Here is a 19265-nt window from a genome sequence, read left to right as displayed (position 1 = left end):
ATGAGCGATCAGCCGAATACGTCGGACAGTGGCGACCATGTCCCCGTCCCCTTCCTGCCAGCGCTGCGCCAGAAGTTGGGTCTTCGTCTGTCACCGCCGGCAACGGCGTTGGTGCTGACAGAGGATGGCGCCAGGAATCGCTTCTGGCGCGGGGTCGGGGCGGTGTGGCACCGCCTCGTCGCGTTCTCGGTTCTGGGTGCCGTGGCAGTCACGCTCGCGCCACAGCCTGCGTTCGCGTCGGAAACCCCCGTCCCCGGGGCCAAGGACGCCCGCGTTCGCAACGTCAACTACGATCCGGATCAGGTGGTGACGATCGTCGGCAGTTTCCGGCATGCGATCGAGATCCAGTTCGGGCCTGGCGAAACGGTAACGCAGGCCGCCCTGGGCGATACCGTCTCCTGGCAGATCGCGCCCGTGGGAAACATCGTCTTCCTCAAACCCCGCGAGAAGGCTGGCGGCACCAACCTGATCGTCGTCACCAACGCCGGCGGCGTGCCGCGCACCTATCATTTCAACCTCGCGCTGGGAACGGGCGCCACGATGTACGGCGTGCGGTTCCGCTATCCGCGCGAGGAACGGGCGATGGCGGCGCTGCAGGTGCAGATTGCCCAGGCCCAGGGCGCCAAGGCGATCGAGACGACCATCACCACCGCCGCGCTCGACCATGCCGTGATCGAGGGCACCCGGAATATGAATTATACCGTGCAGGGCGACGTCGCACTGCAACCCACCGAGATCTCTGACAACGGCGAGTTCACCGTGCTGCGCTATCCGGGCCACGCCGACATTCCCTCGATCTTCGCGGTCGACGTCGACGGGACCGAGACGATCGTCCCCTACGATGTTCGCGAGGATTTCGTCGTGATCCATGCGGTCTACCGTCAGCTGCGCCTCAGGCGCGGGGCGACGGTGCTGTGCATCTACAACGAGACGCCGCTGCGGAACGATCGCGGCGATCGAACGGGCACCGTCTCCAACGTCGTCGAACGTAAAGTGAAGGGGCAGTAACATGGTCGGGACCGTGATTGACCGCGGGGGCGATGTCGCTGCCGACACCGTTGCGCCAGGCGAGGTCGATAACCCGGTCGCGCGTAGCGGCGGGTGGGGCAACCTCGCCTTCATCGGTGCGGGGATCGGACTGCTCGGTGCCATAGGCGGCATCGTGATAGGCTATGGTGCGTTTCACCAATCGGCCAGTACCGCGGCTGCCGCGCAGCCCGCGAAGGCCAGTGACCGTGCCGTGGACGACGTGATGGGATCGCCGAACGCGCAGCGAGCGGCGCTCGCGGGTCAGCTCGGCCAGCCCGACGCGGCGCAAACCGACATCTTCGGGCGGCCGATCGCCGCAGCCCCGGGGCCGCAGGTCGCCGATGCCAACGGAAATCCGGTGCCGGCAACGAGCGGGACAACCTCCCCAACGGCGAACGGACAGCAATCTCCCGAGCAGCGACGTGCCGAGCAGGCACGCGCCATGGCCGATGCGGCGCGGCGGTCGCCGATCATGGCCTTTGGCAACACCGGGCTGGCCTCGGCCGCCCTTCCCGCCTCCGCGCCCGGTGCGGACGCACAACAGGGGACCGACCTCGATGACCGGACGCGCGGCGGCGGACAATCCACCGTCGCGCGACGGGGCCTCGGTGCCAGTGGCTTCGGAGCGCGGGGTGAAGAAAGTCCAGCCGAGGCGGGCAAGGGCTCGACCGACTTCAGCGATCAGCTCGGCCATGCCGCGATCCAGACGGTCCGGGCAACGATGGTCGCGGACCGCAACCTTTTGCTGAGTGCCGGCACGGTCATCCCCTGCACGCTCCAAACGGCGATCAACTCGACGCAGGCCGGCTTCGTGTCCTGCGTCATCAATCACGACGTCTATTCCGAAAACGGCCGCATCGTCCTGCTCGACAAGGGGACCAAGGTGCTGGGGCAATATTCCGGTGGCATCACGCAGGGGCAAGCGCGCCTGTTCGTACTGTGGACGCGCGCCCTGACGCCGCGTGGCGTCGCCATCGACCTCGGGTCGCCGGCAGCGGATAGCCTTGGCCGGGCCGGGTTGCCAGGCGGCGTCGATACCCAGTTCTGGGCACGTTTCGGCGTCGGGCTCGTCATCTCGGTGCTGGAGGATGCCTCGCAGATCGCCGGTCGGGCGGTTGCCAATGAGGGGAGCAACACCACGCAGGTTCCCGGGCAAACCGGACAGACCGTCCTGCAGCAGACCATGAACATCAAACCGATCCTGAAAAAGAACCAGGGCGACACCGCGGCGATCTTCGTCGCGAAGGACTTCGATTTCCGCTCGGTCTATGACGTGGGATTGAGGCGTTAAGGCCGTGGCATCCAGTCCGACGTCGCTGATCTACGAGCATAATGCCGAGCCGATCCGACGGCACCTTCTGCGCGACGATGTGACCGAATTGGTCATCAACGAGCCGGGGATAATCGGCCTCGAGACTCGGAATGGCTGGGAGTGGCATGAGGAGCCCGCACTCGACAATGCGGCCCTCATGACGCTGGCGAAGCTGATCGCGGGGCTGACCAAGCAGGACATCAATTCCGAATATCCGATATGCTCCTCGGTCCTGCCGGGCGGCGAGCGCGCGCAGGTCGTCGTTCCCCCGGCGGTCGAGCAAGGCTTCATCTCGATCACGATCCGCAAAGCGTCGGGCGTGACGATGAACATCGACGATTTCGAGCGTGCCGGCCTGTTCAGCGAAGTCCGCGCGCAAGGCCTGTACGAGGAGGTCGACCCCGATCTGCTACGACTGCGCGAGGCGGGCGACTGGCGCGCCTTCTTCAAGCTGGCGGTCGAAGCCCGCAAGAACATCCTCATTTCCGGCGCGACGGGCTCCGGCAAGACGAGCTTCTCTAAGGGTCTCATCAAGCTGATCCCGGACTATGAGCGGATCCTGACGATCGAGGACACGCGCGAGCTCGTCGTACCCCAGCGCAACCACGTCCACATGATGTACGCCAAGGATGGGAAGAGCCTCCAGAAGGCGGGCGCCAAGGAGTTGCTGGAATCGGCGCTGCGGATGCGGCCCGATCGCATCCTTCTGCAGGAATTGCGGGACGGCACCGCCTTCTTCTACCTCCGCAACGTCAACAGCGGTCATCCCGGTTCGATCACTACTGTCCATGCCAATACGGCCGAGGGCGCGCTCGAGCAGCTGACGCTGCTGGTGAAGGAGTCAGAGGGCGGCAACGATCTCGACCGTCACGACATTCGGGCGCTGCTGCGCTCCCTGGTCGATATCGTCGTGCAGATGCATCGCCTGCCACCCGGTGAGGGCCAGCCGGCGCGCTATCGCATGACCGAAGTATGGTTCGATCCGGCGAGCAAGCCGACCGACTGAAGGGGGTGCCGGCATGAACGGAAAATGGGTGCGAAGCGACGAAGGGTCGCAGCCGGGCGCGATCGCGTTCCTCGGCGTTATCGGCATGTTCGTCAGCGCCGCGATCGGCGCCGTCGCCGTCCTGTGGCGTGCCCACCTCCTCAACGCCCATACCCCGTGGCGCAAGGTGCCGGCCGCGCTTTGGGCGCTGAAGGGCTATCCGATCGTCTATGAGCCGTTCCTGATTGGCTTCGGGATCGGCCTCGTCCTGACGGTCGTCATCATCGTCTCAACGCTGTTCACGCGGCAAAAGCTCCACGGCGAGGCGCGCTTCGCGCGGGTCGGCGAGGTCCGCAACGGCAAGATGCTCGCCTCGGCCGGCATCGTGCTGGGCAAGTTCGGCGGCAAGGTGATGCGCTTTGGCGGACCCGAGCATGTGATGCTGGAAGCCCCGACACGCGCAGGCAAGGGAGTGGGCGTCATCATCCCGAACTTGCTCGACTGGCTCGATTCTCTCGTGGTGCTCGACATCAAGCAGGAAAATTATGATAACACGGCGGGGTATCGGCTGAAGGTGCTCGGGCAGCAGGTGCTGCTCTTCAACCCGCTCGATCCCACGGGCCGCACCGTGAGGTGGAACCCGCTGAGCTACATCAACCGGCATGATCCGGTGGAGGTCATCAATGAGCTCCAGAAGATCGCGGCAATGCTCTATCCAGATCCACTCACGGGCGAGAAGTTCTGGGCCGAGGGCGCACGAACCGCGTTCCTCGGCATCACCGCCTATATCGCGGCGACCGTCGACGATGGGGAGGACGCCCTCCCCTTCACGCTCGGCGAGGTGTACCGCCAGTTCGCGGCCAGCGATGCCCAGCGGCGTTTTCCGAAGATCATCGCCGATCGTAAGAGGGCCGGAAAGCCCCTGTCGGAAGGCTGCGTCTCGGCAATCAAGGATTATACCGGCTCGTCGGCGAACACGTTCTCCGGATTGCGCCAGTCGGTTACGTCCAAGATCAACGGCTGGCTGAACCCATATGTCGATGCGGCGACCTCAGAGAGCGATTTCGATCTCAGTGACTTTCGGGACAAGCGGATCTCGCTCTATCTCGGCGTGTCGCCGGATGACCTGGAGCGGGTTGCGCCGATCTACGGCCTGCTCTTCCAGCAACTCATCGACCGCAACGTCCGCGAGCTGCCGAAGGGCGACAAGCATCAGATCAAGGTGCTGCTCGCCCTGGACGAGTTCGCGAGCCTCGGCAAATGCACCGTGCTCGCAAACGCCTTCAGCTATGTCGCCGGCTACGGGTTGCGGATGCTGCCGGCGTTTCAGTCGCTCGAACAGATTCAAGGGGTCTATGGGGACAAGGTGGCGGCCGACATCGAGCGAAACTGCGCGGTGCGGCTTGTTCTTCGTCCGGCCGGTTTGGCCGAGGCGAAGAAGATTTCGGACCAGCTCGGCAGTTACACGTTCAAGGCGCGCTCGCGCTCGATGGGAACGTGGGGTGGAGGCGGCGGCTCCACCTCGGACTCCGATCAGCACCGGCCGCTGATGCTCCCTCAGGAAGTCGAGTTGCTGCCGGAGGACGATCTGATCGTTTTCCGGCGAGGCATGTACGCGACCTATGGAAAGAAGGTCCGTTACTATGCCGAGAAAAAGCTCTCGGCGCGGACTAAGATACCGGCCCCGGAGATGCCCCAGATCCGCGTGGACCCAGCCATCGCTGCCAATAGCCTTCGCGTGATCGAGGCCACTCAGGCCCCCGATGACATCATTCCCGCCTGGTCGGCGCCAAGCGCCGTGCCGACGTCGGGATCCGTCGCAACCGACGGAGCAACTGCAACGGGTCGGCGTGGATTGAACCAGGCCGCGATCAGCGCTGCCTTGGCCGTTCCGACAAACGAGCGTGTCGCCAAGCTCTTTGAAGGCGTCCTCATGGTGCGAGGCAGGCCTGCATAACCAATGCGAAGGCCTTCTCATCGATTTTTAAAGTGGGAACGAGCGAGGTTGCCTCGAAGGGCGTTAAATGGGACAAATCGGCCGGTCCTTGCGGCCCAACTGTATGACGGCTTCCGGCGCATAACCTGCCGGTCGCCTCCGGACCCATTCCCGGTCGTTCGGTAGATCGTCGTGACACCCCGACATTTCGGTAAAACGCAATCGGGAATAGGTTTTGGGAAAGCGGCCCACTCGGAGGCATCGGAAGACCAATCTGCCGCCGGTGCCCCGCTGAGCCTTCGTTTTCGAGAATGCAGAAATGTCCGAAGGCGAGCGCTTCCGGTCGCATCGCGACATGGGCTACCGGCCCTCTTCTTGTCAGCAACGGCTGTTGGTTTGATTACCAGGGCAAGTTTTTGTTAAAGCGGTCGACGTAGCGCAGGCCCGGCTTGCCTTGGTTGGCATCGATCATATCGACGACAAGCGGGATGCTCTCCTCGACCGATAGCGTCGCCTCGTCTCCGCCCATTTTCGGTCCGCACCCAGCCCGGAGCGACGAGCAGGAGCGCGCGGGTGCCATCAGGCCGGTGCGCGGCATAGCTCTTCATCAGCATGTTGAGCGCCGCCTTGCTGGAGGAGTAAAGCGGCCAGAAGCCGGTGCTGCCAGCAATACTGCCGAGTTCAGACGTCATGATTGCGATCACGCCCTTGTCGGTCACCAGTCCGTCCAGCAGCTCGATCGTGCGCACAGGGGCGAGCGCATTGGTCAGCATCATGTCGACGAAGTCCTGCTCCTCGACATCGACTGGCGTTTTGTCATTGGACCGTGCGATGCCAGCGTTGACGAACACCACGTCGAGCTTCCGATCCTGAAGCCGCGTACCCAGCGCGCGGACGGAGTCCACGTCGAGGATGTCTGCGCTCTCGATCACAAGTGCGTCCGCGAAGCGGGCTGCGAGCACATCCAGACCGGAGGACGTACCGCGGGCGGTCGCGATAACGCGCCAACCACGGTTTAGCCATTCTTCGGCGAGCGCGAGGCCAAGCCCGCGCGAGGCGCCGACGATCAGAGCAGTCTGCTGAGGCATGATATTCTCCAGAATTTTGGGAAGAAGATTGATTAGAACGCCGCCTTGCCGATTGAGGCACCTCCGTCGACATGGATCGTTTGACCGGTGATGAAGCCGGCGTCCTCCGACAGTAGGAAGGCAATGGCGGCCGCGATCTCATCAGGCGCACCTAAACGGCCGACGGGTACGCCGGCGAGGTAGCGGCGCTCACCTTCGCTGCCTACCGGGTTGTTTGCGCGGAACAGTTCGGTCTCGGTCGGCCCCGGCGACACCGCGTTCACCGTGATGCCCGTCGTCGCGAGTTCAAGTGCCCAACTCCGGCTGAAGCTGACCAATGCAGCCTTGGCAGCGGCATAGGCCGTGCGCTCGACCGAGCCGAGGACGGTCAGGCTGGAGATATTGATGATCCGCCCCCAGCCTCGCGCGCTCATGCCCGGAAGCAGAGCCTGCACCGTTTGTAGCGCTGGATGCAGGTTGACCCGCATTACCTCCTCCAATGCGGTCAGCTCGACCGCGCCGAGCCGCTGCGGGCGAACGAGGCCGACGTTGTTGACCACGCCGTCAAAGGAGAAGCGAGTAACCAAGTCGGCAAGCACTGCATCGGTGGCAGATGTGTCGGCCAGATCCACTGGAACGAGCGTCCCGGGGAAGTCTGGCGCAGATTTGCGGGCGAGACCGACAACATGATGTCCGTCACGGCTGAGCCGTTGTGCGAGAGCAAGACCAATACCCTTGCTAGCGCCGGTGATGAGGAAGGTTCGAGACATGGACAGCCTAAAGAAAATAGCCCCAGTCGCAGGAGTGGCCGGGGCTGAAGGAGGTCAGGCGGCGACAGCAGTGGCGCGGCGCAGCGCCGGCAGCATGTCATCGGGCTCGGGTCGACGGGTGTAGTCCGGGTTCACCTCGGCGTAGAGGATAGTCCCGTCCTGCGCGATCACGAAGCGGCCGGGCATTGGCAGCGTCCAGCTCGGGTCGCCGTTGAAGGTCGGCAGATCATTCTTGAGACCCTTGTAAAGGTCGACCAGATAGTCGGGCATCTCGAAACGCAGACCGAACGCTGCCGCCACATCGTTGTGCGTGTCGGAGAGGATCGGAAAGCCGAGCTCGTTCTGGCGTACCGACTTGCGACTGTTCACCGACGTTTGCGGCGAGATCGCGATCAGGCTGGCACCCAGCTTTTCGAACTCAGGCAGCACGGCCTGAAGCGCTTGGAGTTCCATATTGCAATAGGGGCACCAAACGCCGCGATAGAAGCTAACCACCAGCGGCCCGTTGCCGAGGAGATCGGCTGACGAGACCGCCTGACCATCGGGATCGTTGAGGGTGAAGGCGGGAGCCTTGTCGCCGGCCTTCAGCGCGCGGGCGGCGGCCCCGCTGGCGATCAGCTCAGCCGTCGCGCGGTGCATCGTCTGAATGACCGAAAGCGGCACATTGTAGGGCGGTTTGCCCGCTTCAAAATCGGCTTTGAAGGCGTCGAGTTTGGACTGAAGGGTCATGGCGTGTCTCCTGTGATCGGTTGCGAAAGGAAGATGAGCCCTTCCGGCCTGACGAGGCAGTCGCGCCCTGCGACTATCCGTCATTCCATGCCGGAATGGGGGTCAGGCGGCTGCGCGACCGTGAAAGGGGTAGTCGGTGTAACCCCGCGCATCACCGCCGTAGAACGTGTCGCGATCATAGGGCGTGAGAGGGAGGCCGAGGCGTAGCCGCTCTGGAAGATCGGGGTTGGCGATGAAGGCACGCCCGAACGCCACGGCATCCGCTTCACCAGCCTGAAGAAGTGCCTCCGCGCTTGTTCCGTCGAAGCCACCGGCAGCGATCATCGTGCCGCGGAAGATTGGGCGCAGGTGCCGCACCGCGATTGGCTCGGCATCCGCGATCAGCTCGGTGCCCTTGATCCGCGGCTCGACAACATGGAGATAGGCGATGCCCAGCCCATCCAGCCTGTCGGCTACATAGCCGAAGGTTGCCTTCGGATCGCTGTCGAACATCGAACCATATGTGCCGCTGGGGGTCAGCCGCACACCGACCCGGTCAGCGCCGAAGGCGTGGATCGCGGCCTGCGTCACCTCCAGTAGGAAGCGCGCCCGGTTCTCGATACCGCCACCATAGTCGTCGGTGCGCTTGTTTGTGCCGTCCTGGAGGAATTGATCGGGAAGATAGCCATTGGCGCCGTGGATCTCGACGCCGTCGAACCCTGCTTCTCGGGCTCTGGCTGCGCCGGCGCCGAACTCGGCGATGATGCCGGGGATTTCGTCGCGCTGTAACGCGCGCGGCATCGAGAACGGCACCGGTCCGTGGCTCGCATAGCCATAGCCTTCGGCCGCGATCGCCGATGGCGCGACCGGCGTCGCGCCACCCGGCTGAATGTCGGGATGGGACTGGCGACCGACGTGCCAGAGCTGCATCACGATCTGGCCGCCCTTCTCGTGAATGGCGTCGGTGATCGCCCGCCAGCCTTCAATCTGAGCATCGTCATAAATGCCGGGCGCACCGGCATAGCCATAGCCTTGGCGAGAGATCGGGGTGGCCTCCGAGATGATAAGGCCGCCTCGCGAAGCCCGCTGGGTGTAATAGTCGCGCATCAGCGTGTTCGGTCGATCGCCGGGGTCGGACCGCATGCGGGTGAGCGGCGCCATGACGACACGGTGGCCGAGCGACAGAGCGCCGGCCTGAACCGGGGAGAACAATTTAGACACGGGGAGACTCCGAAATTGAGGATCAGGCCTGCGGGACGAGCGTGTTCACGTGGGCGATGGCCCGCTGGACGGCAGGACGGGCTTCGACTTCGGCGTACCAGCGGGCAGCGTTAGGGGCGTCGTCGAAGCCGACCCCGGCGAACTTGCGCCGCCACAGCCAGCCAAAATGCGCGATGTCGGCGATAGTGAAGGTGTCCCCAGCGACAAACCGATGCTTTGCGAGCATGTCGTCGAGCACCCCCAGCGTGCGCTTCGCTTCGGTCGAGAAGCGCTCGATTGCGAGCGGCTGCGGCTCGGCTGCCTGGCGCTGGAAAAAGCCTGCGTGCCCGAACGCCGGACCGAGACCCGAAGCATGGAAGAAGAGCTGCTCGAACACGCGGGCGCGGGTCTCGCCCGACGTTGGCAGCAGCTTGCCTGTTTTCTCCGCGAGATAGACGAGGATCGCGGCCGATTCCGTCAGCACCAGATCGCCATCGACCATTACCGGAACCTTGGCATTCGGGTTCAGCGCCACAAAGTCGGGCGTCTTCTGTTCGCCCTTGCGGACGTTGATGCCGTGGAGGGCATAGTCGAGACCCAGCTCTTCCAGCGCGATCGGCACCTTGATGCTGTTGGGCGTGGCGAAGGCATAGACGTCAAGCATGGTGGTGTTCCTTTGAAGGCAGCCGTGTCCGCACGATGGGTGAGGCGAGCGCGATAAGCGCCGGAACCAGACTGCCGGTGATCTGAAAGGCGTAGAGCCCGTCGAGGACGGACGGGGCGGTGGTGGTCCGCATCAGCCAGGTCATCATCTTCGAACTCCCGCTCGCTTCCGGCTCTTTTCCGAAGGCATGAACAGGAGATGCTCCCTTGCGGCTCGACACGGCAGCCGGCCTGAAGCAATAATGCTCATTCCAAGGAGGAATGGCATGGACCGCTATCAAGCAATGGCGACGCTCGTGCGGGTGGTGGAAACGGGTTCGTTCTCGGCTGCCGCGCGACAGCTCCACGTCGGTCAACCGGCGGTGTCGAAAACGATCGCGCAACTGGAGAACCGGCTACAGGTCAGTCTGCTGATCCGCTCCACGCACGGCCTCATGCCGACCGAGGCAGGACAACGCTTCTATGAGCGCGCCAAAGCGGCAATCCAGGAAGCCGACGAGGCTGAATTGGCAGCCCGTGGCGCCGGCGCGGGCCTGTCAGGGTGTCTGCGGGTGTCGGCCGCGACGACCTTCGCGCGTCTGCATATCGTGCCGCTGCTCCCGCGCTTCCTCGAACAGCACTCCGAGCTGGAGATCGATGTGATCCTCGACGATCGCGTGATCGACCTGGTTGCCGAAGGCGTCGACGTTTCGCTGCGCATGGGTGCGCTACCGGACTCCACCGCCGTCGCGCGCAAGTTGGCGACCGGCGGGCGTTCGGTGCTGGCGACCCCAGCCTATCTCGCGCGCGCCGGCGAGCCGCAGAGCCCCGCCGATCTCGCCGGACACGAGGCGGTGATCTACAGCCAGCTTCCCAACGTCTGGTCGTTCACGCGTGATGGCGCAGAGGCGTCGGTCGCGGTACATGGCCGCGTCCGGGTGAGTGCAGCCGAGGGCTTACGAGCCGCGGTACTGGCCGACATGGGACTGACGATCGCGTCGGACTGGATGTTCAGTCCCGAGCTGGCGAGCGGCGCCATTCGCCGCATGCTGGATGGCTGGACGTTGCCGCCACTCGATCTGTGGGCGGTTTTCCCTGCAGGACGTATGGCCAGCGCCAAGGCGCGCGCATTCGCGACCTTCGTGGAAGCGACAATGGCCGGTGGCCATTCCGAAATGGCATAAGCCTTATCGCCTCGCGCTATCGTCCGTCCTCGCCGAGAACCCCCTAGCTGATCCTCACGCCGCCGCTTCCGGTCGGCCCAGACGTGAGGATCCCACCATGGCCAAGTTCGACACCTACCGCGACGCCTTCACCAACGCCCGCTTGACCCGCAAGGACAACGGCGTGCTCGAAGTCGCGCTGCACACCGATGGCGGCAAGCTCGTCTTCAACGGCCATACGCATGAGCAGTTCGTCGATCTGTTCCACCAGATCGGCGAGGATCGCGACAACCGTGCGGTGATCCTGACCGGCTCGGGCGACGCCTTCATGGACGCGATCGACCCCGAGGGTTTCGACTTCTTCACGCCCCAGGGCTATGACAAGATCCTGCGCGAAGGCCGCAAGGTGCTCTCGAACATCCTCGACATCGAGGTGCCGATGATCGCGGCGCTGAACGGCCCGGTGCTGCTCCACAGCGAATATGCGCTGCTCGCCGACATCGTGCTCGCGACCCCCGAGACCGTGTTCCAGGACAAGCCGCACTTCGAGTTCGGCATCGTGCCCGGCGACGGCGTCCATGTGCTGTGGCCGCATGCAATCGGTTCGATCCGCGGTCGCTACTTCCTGCTTACCCGCCAGGTGCTCGATGCCGAGACGGCCAAGGACTACGGCGTGGTCAACGAGATCGTGCCGGCAAACGGCCTGCTTGCCCGCGCTCACGAGATCGCGGACGGCATTGCAGCCCTCCCGCCGCTGACCTCCCGCTATACCCGGATCGCGCTCACCCAGCAGCTCCGCCGGCTGGTCGATGAAGGGGCTGGCTACGGTCTCGCTCTCGAAGGCATCAGCGCCGCAGACGTCGCGCGCAGCATGGCCGCGCAGGGCTGAAGGAGGACGCCGCCCGGCCATCGGCCGGAGCGGCGGATCTCAACCGAGGACACGTTCATGACTTCCATCCGCTACCGCACCGTCGACGTCGACGGGCATGCAATCTTCTACCGCGAGGCTGGTGATCTCACGAAGCCGACGCTGCTGCTGCTCCATGGCTTTCCATCATCGAGCCACATGTTCCGCGACCTGATCCCGCTCTTGGCCGATCGCTTCCACCTCGTCGCGCCCGACCTGCCGGGGTTCGGCCTCTCCGAGATCAAGCCGCGCAATACCTTCACCTACAGCTTCGACGCGCTCGCCCGGGTGATCGGGCGCTTCACCGAGGTGATCGGTCTCGACCACTATGCGCTCTACATCTTCGACTATGGAGCTCCAACCGGCTTCCGCCTCGCCATGGCGAACCCGGAACGTGTCACCGCGATCGTGTCGCAGAACGGCAATGCCTATGAGGAAGGGCTGAGCACGGGCTGGAACCCGATCCAGCGTTACTGGCGCGAACCGAGTGATGCCAACCGTCAGGCGCTCCGGGAACTACTCACGCCAGCCTCGATCCGCTGGCAGTACGAGCATGGTGTTGCCGATCCCGGCCGCCGTTTCGCCAGATGGCAGCGCGCTCGACGCCTCGTACATCGCTCGGCCCGAAGTTGACGAGATACAGCTCGACCTGTTCGGCGATTATACCAGCAACGTAGCGCTTTATCCTGCTTTTCAGGCCTATTTCCGTGAGCACCGGCCGCCCCTGCTGGCGATTTGGGGCAGGAACGATCCTTTTTTCCTTCCCGCAGGCGCCGAAGCCTACCGTCGCGACCTGCCCGATGCGGACGTTCGTTTCCTCGACACCGGCCACTTCGCCCTGGAGACCCATGTGGTGGCGATTGCCGAAGCGATCGCAGGCTTCCTGCTGCACTGATGGGCGATGGCTTCTCTTTGCGCCGCTCACGCGAGTTGAGAAGCTGCCATCAACCCCGTTTTTACCATCGTTTTCGGGACAGCTGACGCATAGCAAGGGTCAGCTGTCCGCTGCGTGGCTCCTGATAGCTGTCGGGCAGAAAATTCCCCGATGTCGGCCATTCCTCGGGCGCTGGAAAATCCTTCATTGGACGGCGGCTTCTGGCAGATCCGGACGTTCATTTCACCGCAGATAAACGGCGATACCTGGTCGGAAGCCGCCGATCCACTCTACCGGACGCCGTCTAACGGTCCTTGCCGGGCTCGACCGCAGTCGCACGTTCGTTGCTGTAAACCGGGCCACTGTCGCCGATGCTCGGCCGATCGCCTGCCTCGATGCGGGTTGCTAGATCGCTGTGAAGCGAGACGAGCTCGGGTGGAAAATCCACACCAGCCGCAGATCCCAGCCTGCGCTCCGCATCGTCGAAGATATCTACGGCGCCCGCCAGCTCGGGTTCGCCGTAAAGTGCTGCGCTTTCCCCTGCTCGCCATAGCTCGGCAAGTTGGTGGGACCGGATCTTGCAAGCCGAGGCCGTTCGATCGACCGCAACGGCGGTGCTTGGTGGTCCTGGCGGCTCGCCCCCCCTCCCCTTGATCTCGGCCCGCGTGATTGCTGCCAGGCGGTAGCGCAGGACCCGGGATTCCGAGGTATCCGTTGGTGAGGGCTGCTGCTGATGGTTCAGGAGAGAAATAAGCTCCACGGTGGTGATGGACGACGCGGCGTTGCGCCAGTCCGTCAAAGCCCGCTCCTCCGATGCCAAATCCGCAGGCTGAGTCAGGATAAAGCGCTCGAGAAGTGGATCGCTGGCTACTGCGACCGGCAGGGGTGCTCGGTTGCCGTTAGCGGCGGCATGGGCGAAGCCGATCGCCGTCGCAATCGTACCGAGCTGCGTCTTCATGATCTCGCGATCGTCGATCGATCGCCTCAGGATCATCTCGAGGATCGGCGTTAGATCCGTCACCGCAGCCTGGCCCGCATCGATCGTGTCGAGCCTGTGCACGATCTCTCTGTGTGTCGCCTCGATGCGCTGGCCGCTTTCGGTCAGCGCATCGAGCTGCTCCTGCATGAGCGTCAACGCGTCCAGAACGCCTGCCAGAGCAACGCTTACCTGGTCCGTGCTCATCGTTCTGGCCCACCCCTATCCGGCGAACGCGCGCGGTCCAGAGTTGCGCGATCACGATCCAATATCTCGCGAAGGACCTTCTCCGACTTGCTTGGCGTCGGTGCCGTGGCCTGCCGTTCGGCCTCGTCCATAAGCGAGCGAAGGCGTTCGGATACCCCCGAAGGTCGGCGTTCATGCGGCGTGTCTTCGGCTCGGTCGGGGCTCTCCCGGAGTGCTTGCTTGGCCTCCAGCTTTCCACGCATGACGCGAGAACGTTCCAGTGCTGTTGCGATCGGATCAGGCCCGGGATCCGCAACAGCGGGGCGCGTCAGAGCATCAACGATCGCGTCGCGCCTGCGGGACGGTGAACCGGCACGCATCGCCCGGGCCGAGTTGGGCTCTGGCGGCGGCAATGCTGCGACGAACCGTTCGAGGCTCTGTGCGACCACCTGATCGGCAAGGGAATGCGAAGCCGACAGCTCCGCGACGGATCTCATATAGGTCGCGCGAACGATGGCCTGCCGACTTGCAAGAACGGCCTCGACCGGGTCGGAGATACCCTGATCGCGGAGGCGCATGGCGCGATCCGCCCGGCTCCTATCGAGCCGCGGAACCTGCCCCTTGTCGCGCATCTTTTGTACCGCAATGTGCTCATGCGCGGGGTCAATACCGCGCGCCCTGGTCGGCGTGGCGTTGGCCTCGATGCCGCGTTCGCGAAGCTTCTCGGCGAAGCGTTGCCGCCATCGAAACAGATCATCTCGGTCCGGATGAAAGCGGCGCCCGTCAAAGTCGCGACGCGCGATCGTGAGGTGAACGTGCGGATGGTCGCGATCGACGTGAAGGCCGGCAACCCACGACCGGTTCGCAAACTCTTCGCGTGCGAAGTCCAGGGCCGCCGCTTTCAAACGGTCCGGATCGGTCCCCGTCGGCATTGAGAGGATCATGGATATCGACGTCGCACCTTTTCGTCTGGCGTCCCCGTCCATCTCGAAGTTATGCCAATCCTTCGCGAGGATCTGCATGTCGCGTCCATCCCGCAGAACGATCCCCTCGCTGGTTTCAAGCCCGAGTTCCTCGCCCGGACCGTGCCCCAGCCGACTGATGTAGGCGAAGTTGGCAAGGACGTGTCCGCCGCCATGCTGACGCCCCGTGATCCGCACCATGACCTCTGGAACTCGACGTGATGTGCGATCCGCAGTCATCACTGCACGGCCGTTTATCCGGGCCTGCGATCCGCCCCCGAAAGCGTGCTTCGCCTGCGCACTGGCACGCGACGTGGCCAAAGATGATGCGGTCTTCGGGAACATCGATGCGACGGCAAGGCCGAGCATCGTGCCCCCGGTACTCGGGCCCTTTGCGCTGCCGCCTCCAGTCCCGAGGCGGTACTTCTTCGGTGGCGCGAAGACGCCCGCCATGGAGTCCATCGTCCCGGAAGAGAAGCGGAAGCTCACGCTGCTGAACCTCGGTAGGTTTCGGTCCAGTACCCGACCTCTGCCCCGATCGCGACCGAGAGGGACAGCCGGGTCGTAAACAGCAGCGGCGTTCAGCTCTTCACATTTTTCGATGAAGGGACCGGCGATGCGGGCGATATCGAGCGAGCTTTCGGGCTGGTTGGCGGCGTTCATCGCATGGACCGCCTGGTTGATGTTTCGGCCGATCAGAAGCACCTGCTTGCGCAATTTGACGATCTCAGCCTGGGTGGCCGGAGCCAGCCTCAACACGCCCGCCTTGTCCCAAAGCTGCCAGCGAAGCGTGCGTTTGATCCATTCGTTTCGCGTCATCTTCATCGGCGCCGCTACGGTGTCGATGCCTTCGATCTCGCTCCGGTCGAGCCGCACGGTGACGCGAACGAGGTCGTCGGGATGCCCCCTGCCCTGAATTGGCAGCACCGGGATGTCATCGTTCTCCGGGGCCAGCACGGCGTTGGCCAGCACGCTTGCCATCCAGCTGCTGCGGTTCTGCCCGTTCGCTGCGGCAACGCGGTCGATCTCGGCGACCAACTCGTCCTTCAACCGTAGGCCTACATTCATCCCAAAAGCCCCGTGCAGCGGCGCCCCACAAGCCAATGTTAAATATTGGTGCCGTGAAGCATATCCTGCCATCCCTAGTAATTGGCTATCCTCATGGAAACAACAATCTCTTTGGAGCTAAATCACTCCAAACGCGGAGGTGAAAAGGGATTGACTGTGCGCTTTCGACAAGTAGCTTTCGGTCTTGTGGTGGCGGTGCAAGGCGTTTGCACGATTAGGCACGGCTAACTGCTATTCTCTGGATTGCCCGCAACCTCCTAATTTGTTCTCTATTGGAACCGGATTCGAAGAATGGCCCGAACGAGAAACGCCGTCGATCTCGCAACAATCGAGGCTCGGCGGGAAGCTTTAAAAGCGGAACTTGCTCATCTGGACGAACAGGCAAAGGCGGCGGAGCAGACGGCTCGGGACGCTGGTCGTCCGGTTCTAACCGTAGCGCTCGAGCGCGTTAAAATTGCAGCGATCGACAAAGCGGATGCCCGGGCAATCGCGACGGCTATCTCGAAACACGGCGGCAAAGCGGTGGCAAGCCAGCTTGCGTCGCTTGGCTAGGCTTCCCGATCCACCATCCAGACGGGAAGCCGGCGTTGGCTTGGCATCCAGATTAGGGCAGCTTCGTCGGATGCGTCAACGCTTGAACCTGACCGCTCTCCTTGTCGACGAATATGACACCGCGCTCTCCTTCTTCGTTCAGAAGCTTGGCTTCGAACTGCGTGAAGATACCGTGCTGACTGATGACAAGCGGTGGGTGGTGGTCGCGCCGCATGGTGCGGCGAACGGACTGTTACTAGCGCGAGCGGTTGGCGACCGGCAACGTGAGGCGATCGGCGATCAAAGCGGCGGTCGCGTGTTCCTGTTTCTCGAAACAGACGACTTTGCCCGTGACCACCTCGCTTACACTCAGCGGGGCATCCGTTTTGTTGAAGCGCCTCGCCATGAACCATATGGCACGGTGGCGGTCTTCGAAGACCTCTACGGGAAACCGATGGGATTTGATCGAACCTAGCGTGGGCAAGGGATGACCTCCGATCCGCCATTCTATGCGGTAAGGGCATTGGCTGGGATCGAACGCAGCGGTTCCCCAATCTTGGCAGCCACGGCCTGTCTGGGTGTTGCGCCGACGGAGGCTGACGGCCGGCGCTCGCTTCAGCGCGGCCGAGCAGGATACCCGAAAGCAGATTGACGGCGCCAGATCAGGCTGCCCCCCCTCCCCTGCAGACCGGCCATAGCTAGCGCCGTGTTGGCGGCCGGGGCTCGCCCGTGCGCCGCGGCACACGGGCGCGGCTCGTATGGTGTTTCGGGCGCCGTCTCGGTCGTGCCAAGCGGGGTATCACGCCCTATCCATCGATCGTAGGGCCACCTTTAACGAGGTTCTGTGGCGCGCGGGCGGTCAACCATGATTGCGTTGCGTCGCCGCGCTAACGGCCATGCAGGGCTCCTGCCCTACCTATTGATCATCGCCATCGATCTCGCGTTCGTAAAGCAAAAGCGCCGCATCAGCAACGACGTCGGCGAGCACGCGTTTGCGTGCCGGATCCGCGTCACGAAGAGCATAGAGTCGCGCAGCGGTCTCGGGATCTACCCTCACGTTGATCGCGATATTGCGATTGCCGGTTACGCGTGGCGGCCGTTGGAATGTCCCGGCTTGGGGACGCTCTTGAGGCACGGGCGCCGCTACAGGCGGGGCAGCAACAGCTGGGACAGCCGGACGCGACGGAAAGCCCGCCCCGTCGCTTATCTCGCGTAGCTTGGCTGGATCCTTGTTCGGGGGCGTATCATCGAACTCCGAGAGATCGAGCCGGGACCGGGTCATGCTGCCTCCTTAACGGTACGCGCCTTACGCAGCCTTGCGATCACCGCTGCCGCGTAGGCCTCGGCGTTCTCGAGCGCTGCCTTCATGTTACCGACGCCTTTGTCGTTGATGGTGCGAAGCGTTCCACCAGCGGCGAACATCGCGCGATAGGCCTCGCGATTGTAGATCATGACCGGAAGGACTGGAATTTCAGCATCGTTGAACTGCTCCGCGATGTCCTTCTGATTGTTCGAGCGCAGCGCCGGCGGGATTTGGCTGAACAGGATCGCATAATCGATCTCTGTCCTGGTACCGCGCGCCGTCTGCTTGACGAGCTTGATAGCGCGGGCGGCCTGGGTGGCATCCAGATGCGACCCCTTGCAAGGAATGATCACCAGATCGCTTTGCGCGATTGCGAACGTGACGGTCGCGGTCGCCGCGCCTTCGAGGTCAACGAGTGTGAAGCGCGCCTCCGACGCGCCCCTCTCGATTTCATCGATGATCGCGTTTTCGTCGCGGCACCCGACGACAGTTATCGCATCCGGTCGTCCCGGTAACTGGCCCCAGTCGACCAGCGGAAGGTTCGGGTCAGCATCGATCAGGCGTACGGTACCCCCCGCCTCCGCCAACTCTCCGGCGAGCAACAATGTCGCGGTGGTCTTACCCACCCCGCCTTTCGGCGACACGAAGCTGATGACTGGCATACTGCTCTCCCGTTGCGACCAGGTTGCTACCATGTAGCAGCCAGCGTTCATGAAGCCGCTATATCGCAACGTAGCAGCTCGCGTCTAGCGACTTTGACGCAATCTGACAGCGAGCAGCTTGCGGTATGATTGCGATTTAATCGCAACTAGCCCGCGAGTAGGTAGCGAGTTTATCGCGAGCCGACTGCAGCTTAGATGCGAGAATGTTGCGTTTAGGAAACGACGTGCTCGCGATCTGGTTGGTAGCCGGTTGCGGCTTGCTACCAACCAGCGATACGCGCCCTTGCGATACCGTCGCGGCGCAGTTGTAAAGGCGTTAGAGGCACTGCCACCAACCGTGTATGAACATGCTACGTGATAGCTATCGGGTTGCTACCCAACCGCAATCCGCGATCAGGTCGCTACAATGTAGCTAGCTCGTTGCTACCAAAAGGCTACCAGATGAGGAAACAATCCCCCTCAGTTCGCGTGTCGCCAAAGCGCAAAATGTCGAAATCGATCGTGAAGTACCCACGGCCCGATCTCGTTCGACACGACCTGCACCACACCGGATATAACGACGCTCAAGACGAAGAGCCGATCCTCTAATCGGTCGACCGAGGCCGCCCGGACGATGTTCATTCCTCCCAGAGCGGCTTGAGCTTGCGGGTCCGCTTTACTGTGGGGAGGGGTGCCCGCTCGGGCATCCCGTGTGCTGCAATCTCCGCTTGGACGCTTGCAAATTCAGCGAGCCAAGCCTGGGTGCGTGCGTTTTGGACGTGCATGTGAACCTCCGTCTGTTCGTTGAGACGGATGCCGACTGACGATCGGGTGGGGTCAGGGTCACAGGACCGCGCAGCGGCCGCGCAAGCGGGGCGTGGGGGTGCCGATTTTGTCGTGGTCGAAGCGAAGCGAAGGCCGCGTCAAAATTGGGGGAACCGCGCATCCTTGACGCTGGCTCCGCCCGGTCGTCACAATGGACAGAGTCGACGACAGAGCCTTTCC

Annotated in this window: 20 protein-coding genes; 10 read left to right on the top strand and 10 right to left on the bottom strand. The window is 63.4% G+C overall.

Annotation, left to right across the window (positions count from 1 at the left end; genetic code table 11):
* Genes ABIC16_RS19235 through ABIC16_RS19220 form a run of 4 tightly spaced genes read left to right on the top strand, consistent with a single transcriptional unit; the run spans position 1 to position 5283 of the window.
* The gene (locus ABIC16_RS19235) at positions 1–1008 is read left to right on the top strand and encodes a TrbG/VirB9 family P-type conjugative transfer protein (RefSeq protein WP_354292472.1); all 1008 of its coding nucleotides are present in this window, start codon (positions 1–3) and stop codon (positions 1006–1008) included.
* Position 1009: 1 nt separating this feature from the next.
* Positions 1010–2320 (top strand): type IV secretion system protein VirB10, encoded by a 1311-nt coding sequence (gene virB10 / locus ABIC16_RS19230; RefSeq protein WP_107959494.1) that lies wholly within the window; start codon positions 1010–1012, stop codon positions 2318–2320.
* A 4-nt stretch (positions 2321–2324) separates the two neighbouring features.
* Positions 2325–3347 carry a P-type DNA transfer ATPase VirB11 gene (virB11, locus tag ABIC16_RS19225; protein ID WP_354292471.1) on the top strand — a complete coding sequence of 341 codons (1023 nt, stop codon included), beginning with the start codon at positions 2325–2327 and terminating at the stop codon, positions 3345–3347.
* A gap of 13 nt (positions 3348–3360) precedes the next feature.
* Positions 3361–5283 (top strand): type IV secretory system conjugative DNA transfer family protein, encoded by a 1923-nt coding sequence (locus ABIC16_RS19220; RefSeq protein WP_354292470.1) that lies wholly within the window; start codon positions 3361–3363, stop codon positions 5281–5283.
* Between the two features lie 398 nt (positions 5284–5681).
* Here the strand turns inward: ABIC16_RS19220 and ABIC16_RS19215 are convergent, their stop codons facing one another.
* From ABIC16_RS19215 to ABIC16_RS19190, 6 genes are all read right to left on the bottom strand, one after another.
* Positions 5682–6350 carry an SDR family NAD(P)-dependent oxidoreductase gene (locus ABIC16_RS19215; protein ID WP_354292469.1) on the bottom strand — a complete coding sequence of 223 codons (669 nt, stop codon included), beginning with the start codon at positions 6348–6350 and terminating at the stop codon, positions 5682–5684.
* 32 nt (positions 6351–6382) lie between these two features.
* Positions 6383–7099: an SDR family oxidoreductase gene (locus ABIC16_RS19210; protein ID WP_354292468.1), complete on the bottom strand. Its 717-nt coding sequence runs from the start codon at positions 7097–7099 to the stop codon at positions 6383–6385.
* A 54-nt stretch (positions 7100–7153) separates the two neighbouring features.
* Positions 7154–7828, bottom strand: a complete 675-nt coding sequence (locus ABIC16_RS19205; RefSeq protein ID WP_354292467.1) for a peroxiredoxin-like family protein — start codon at positions 7826–7828, stop codon at positions 7154–7156.
* Between the two features lie 102 nt (positions 7829–7930).
* A complete protein-coding gene (locus tag ABIC16_RS19200; RefSeq protein ID WP_354292466.1) occupies positions 7931–9028 on the bottom strand; it encodes an alkene reductase in 1098 nt (365 codons plus the stop codon).
* A gap of 22 nt (positions 9029–9050) precedes the next feature.
* Positions 9051–9671, bottom strand: a complete 621-nt coding sequence (locus tag ABIC16_RS19195; RefSeq protein WP_354292465.1) for a glutathione S-transferase family protein — start codon at positions 9669–9671, stop codon at positions 9051–9053.
* Positions 9664–9819, bottom strand: a complete 156-nt coding sequence (locus ABIC16_RS19190; RefSeq protein WP_354292464.1) for a hypothetical protein — start codon at positions 9817–9819, stop codon at positions 9664–9666. Before ABIC16_RS19190 ends, ABIC16_RS19195 begins: the two co-directional genes overlap by 8 nt.
* Before the next feature lie 117 nt (positions 9820–9936).
* Between ABIC16_RS19190 and ABIC16_RS19185 the strand changes: the two genes are divergently transcribed.
* From ABIC16_RS19185 to ABIC16_RS19170, 4 genes are all read left to right on the top strand, one after another.
* The gene (locus ABIC16_RS19185) at positions 9937–10833 is read left to right on the top strand and encodes a LysR family transcriptional regulator (protein WP_354292463.1); all 897 of its coding nucleotides are present in this window, start codon (positions 9937–9939) and stop codon (positions 10831–10833) included.
* Positions 10834–10930: 97 nt separating this feature from the next.
* Entirely contained in the window at positions 10931–11701 is a 771-nt protein-coding gene (locus ABIC16_RS19180; protein ID WP_354292462.1) for an enoyl-CoA hydratase/isomerase family protein, read from the top strand.
* A 57-nt stretch (positions 11702–11758) separates the two neighbouring features.
* A complete protein-coding gene (locus ABIC16_RS19175) occupies positions 11759–12352 on the top strand; it encodes an alpha/beta fold hydrolase (RefSeq protein WP_354292461.1) in 594 nt (197 codons plus the stop codon).
* A complete protein-coding gene (locus ABIC16_RS19170) occupies positions 12273–12614 on the top strand; it encodes an alpha/beta fold hydrolase (RefSeq protein ID WP_354292460.1) in 342 nt (113 codons plus the stop codon). Before ABIC16_RS19175 ends, ABIC16_RS19170 begins: the two co-directional genes overlap by 80 nt.
* Positions 12615–12897: 283 nt before the next feature.
* Here ABIC16_RS19170 and ABIC16_RS19165 read toward each other — a convergent pair whose 3' ends face one another.
* Both ABIC16_RS19165 and ABIC16_RS19160 read right to left on the bottom strand, forming a co-directional pair.
* On the bottom strand, positions 12898–13776 hold the full coding sequence (locus tag ABIC16_RS19165; RefSeq protein WP_354292459.1) for a hypothetical protein: 879 nt from the start codon (positions 13774–13776) through the stop codon (positions 12898–12900).
* Positions 13773–15767, bottom strand: a complete 1995-nt coding sequence (locus tag ABIC16_RS19160; protein WP_354292458.1) for a relaxase/mobilization nuclease domain-containing protein — start codon at positions 15765–15767, stop codon at positions 13773–13775. The genes ABIC16_RS19165 and ABIC16_RS19160 overlap by 4 nt, the downstream gene beginning before the upstream one ends.
* 309 nt (positions 15768–16076) lie before the next feature.
* Here ABIC16_RS19160 and ABIC16_RS19155 point away from each other — a divergent pair, with 309 nt between their 5' ends.
* Entirely contained in the window at positions 16077–16337 is a 261-nt protein-coding gene (locus tag ABIC16_RS19155) for a hypothetical protein (RefSeq protein ID WP_354292457.1), read from the top strand.
* A gap of 82 nt (positions 16338–16419) precedes the next feature.
* The gene (locus tag ABIC16_RS19150; RefSeq protein ID WP_502958364.1) at positions 16420–16791 is read left to right on the top strand and encodes a VOC family protein; all 372 of its coding nucleotides are present in this window, start codon (positions 16420–16422) and stop codon (positions 16789–16791) included.
* Between the two features lie 441 nt (positions 16792–17232).
* On the opposite strand, the gene ABIC16_RS19145 is transcribed toward ABIC16_RS19150, so the two are convergent.
* On the bottom strand, positions 17233–17598 hold the full coding sequence (locus ABIC16_RS19145; protein WP_354292456.1) for a hypothetical protein: 366 nt from the start codon (positions 17596–17598) through the stop codon (positions 17233–17235).
* Positions 17595–18332, bottom strand: coding sequence for a nucleotide-binding protein (locus ABIC16_RS19140; protein WP_354292455.1), 738 nt, complete (start codon positions 18330–18332; stop codon positions 17595–17597). The genes ABIC16_RS19145 and ABIC16_RS19140 overlap by 4 nt, the downstream gene beginning before the upstream one ends.
* Positions 18333–19265 lie beyond the last annotated feature (933 nt).

Source organism: Sphingomonas sp. PvP055, from assembly GCF_040546365.1.
In the GTDB taxonomy this organism is placed as follows: domain Bacteria; phylum Pseudomonadota; class Alphaproteobacteria; order Sphingomonadales; family Sphingomonadaceae; genus Sphingomonas; species Sphingomonas echinoides_A.
The sequence above is the reverse complement of the archived record's forward strand: the minus strand, read 5'-3'. Positions and strand labels throughout refer to the sequence as shown.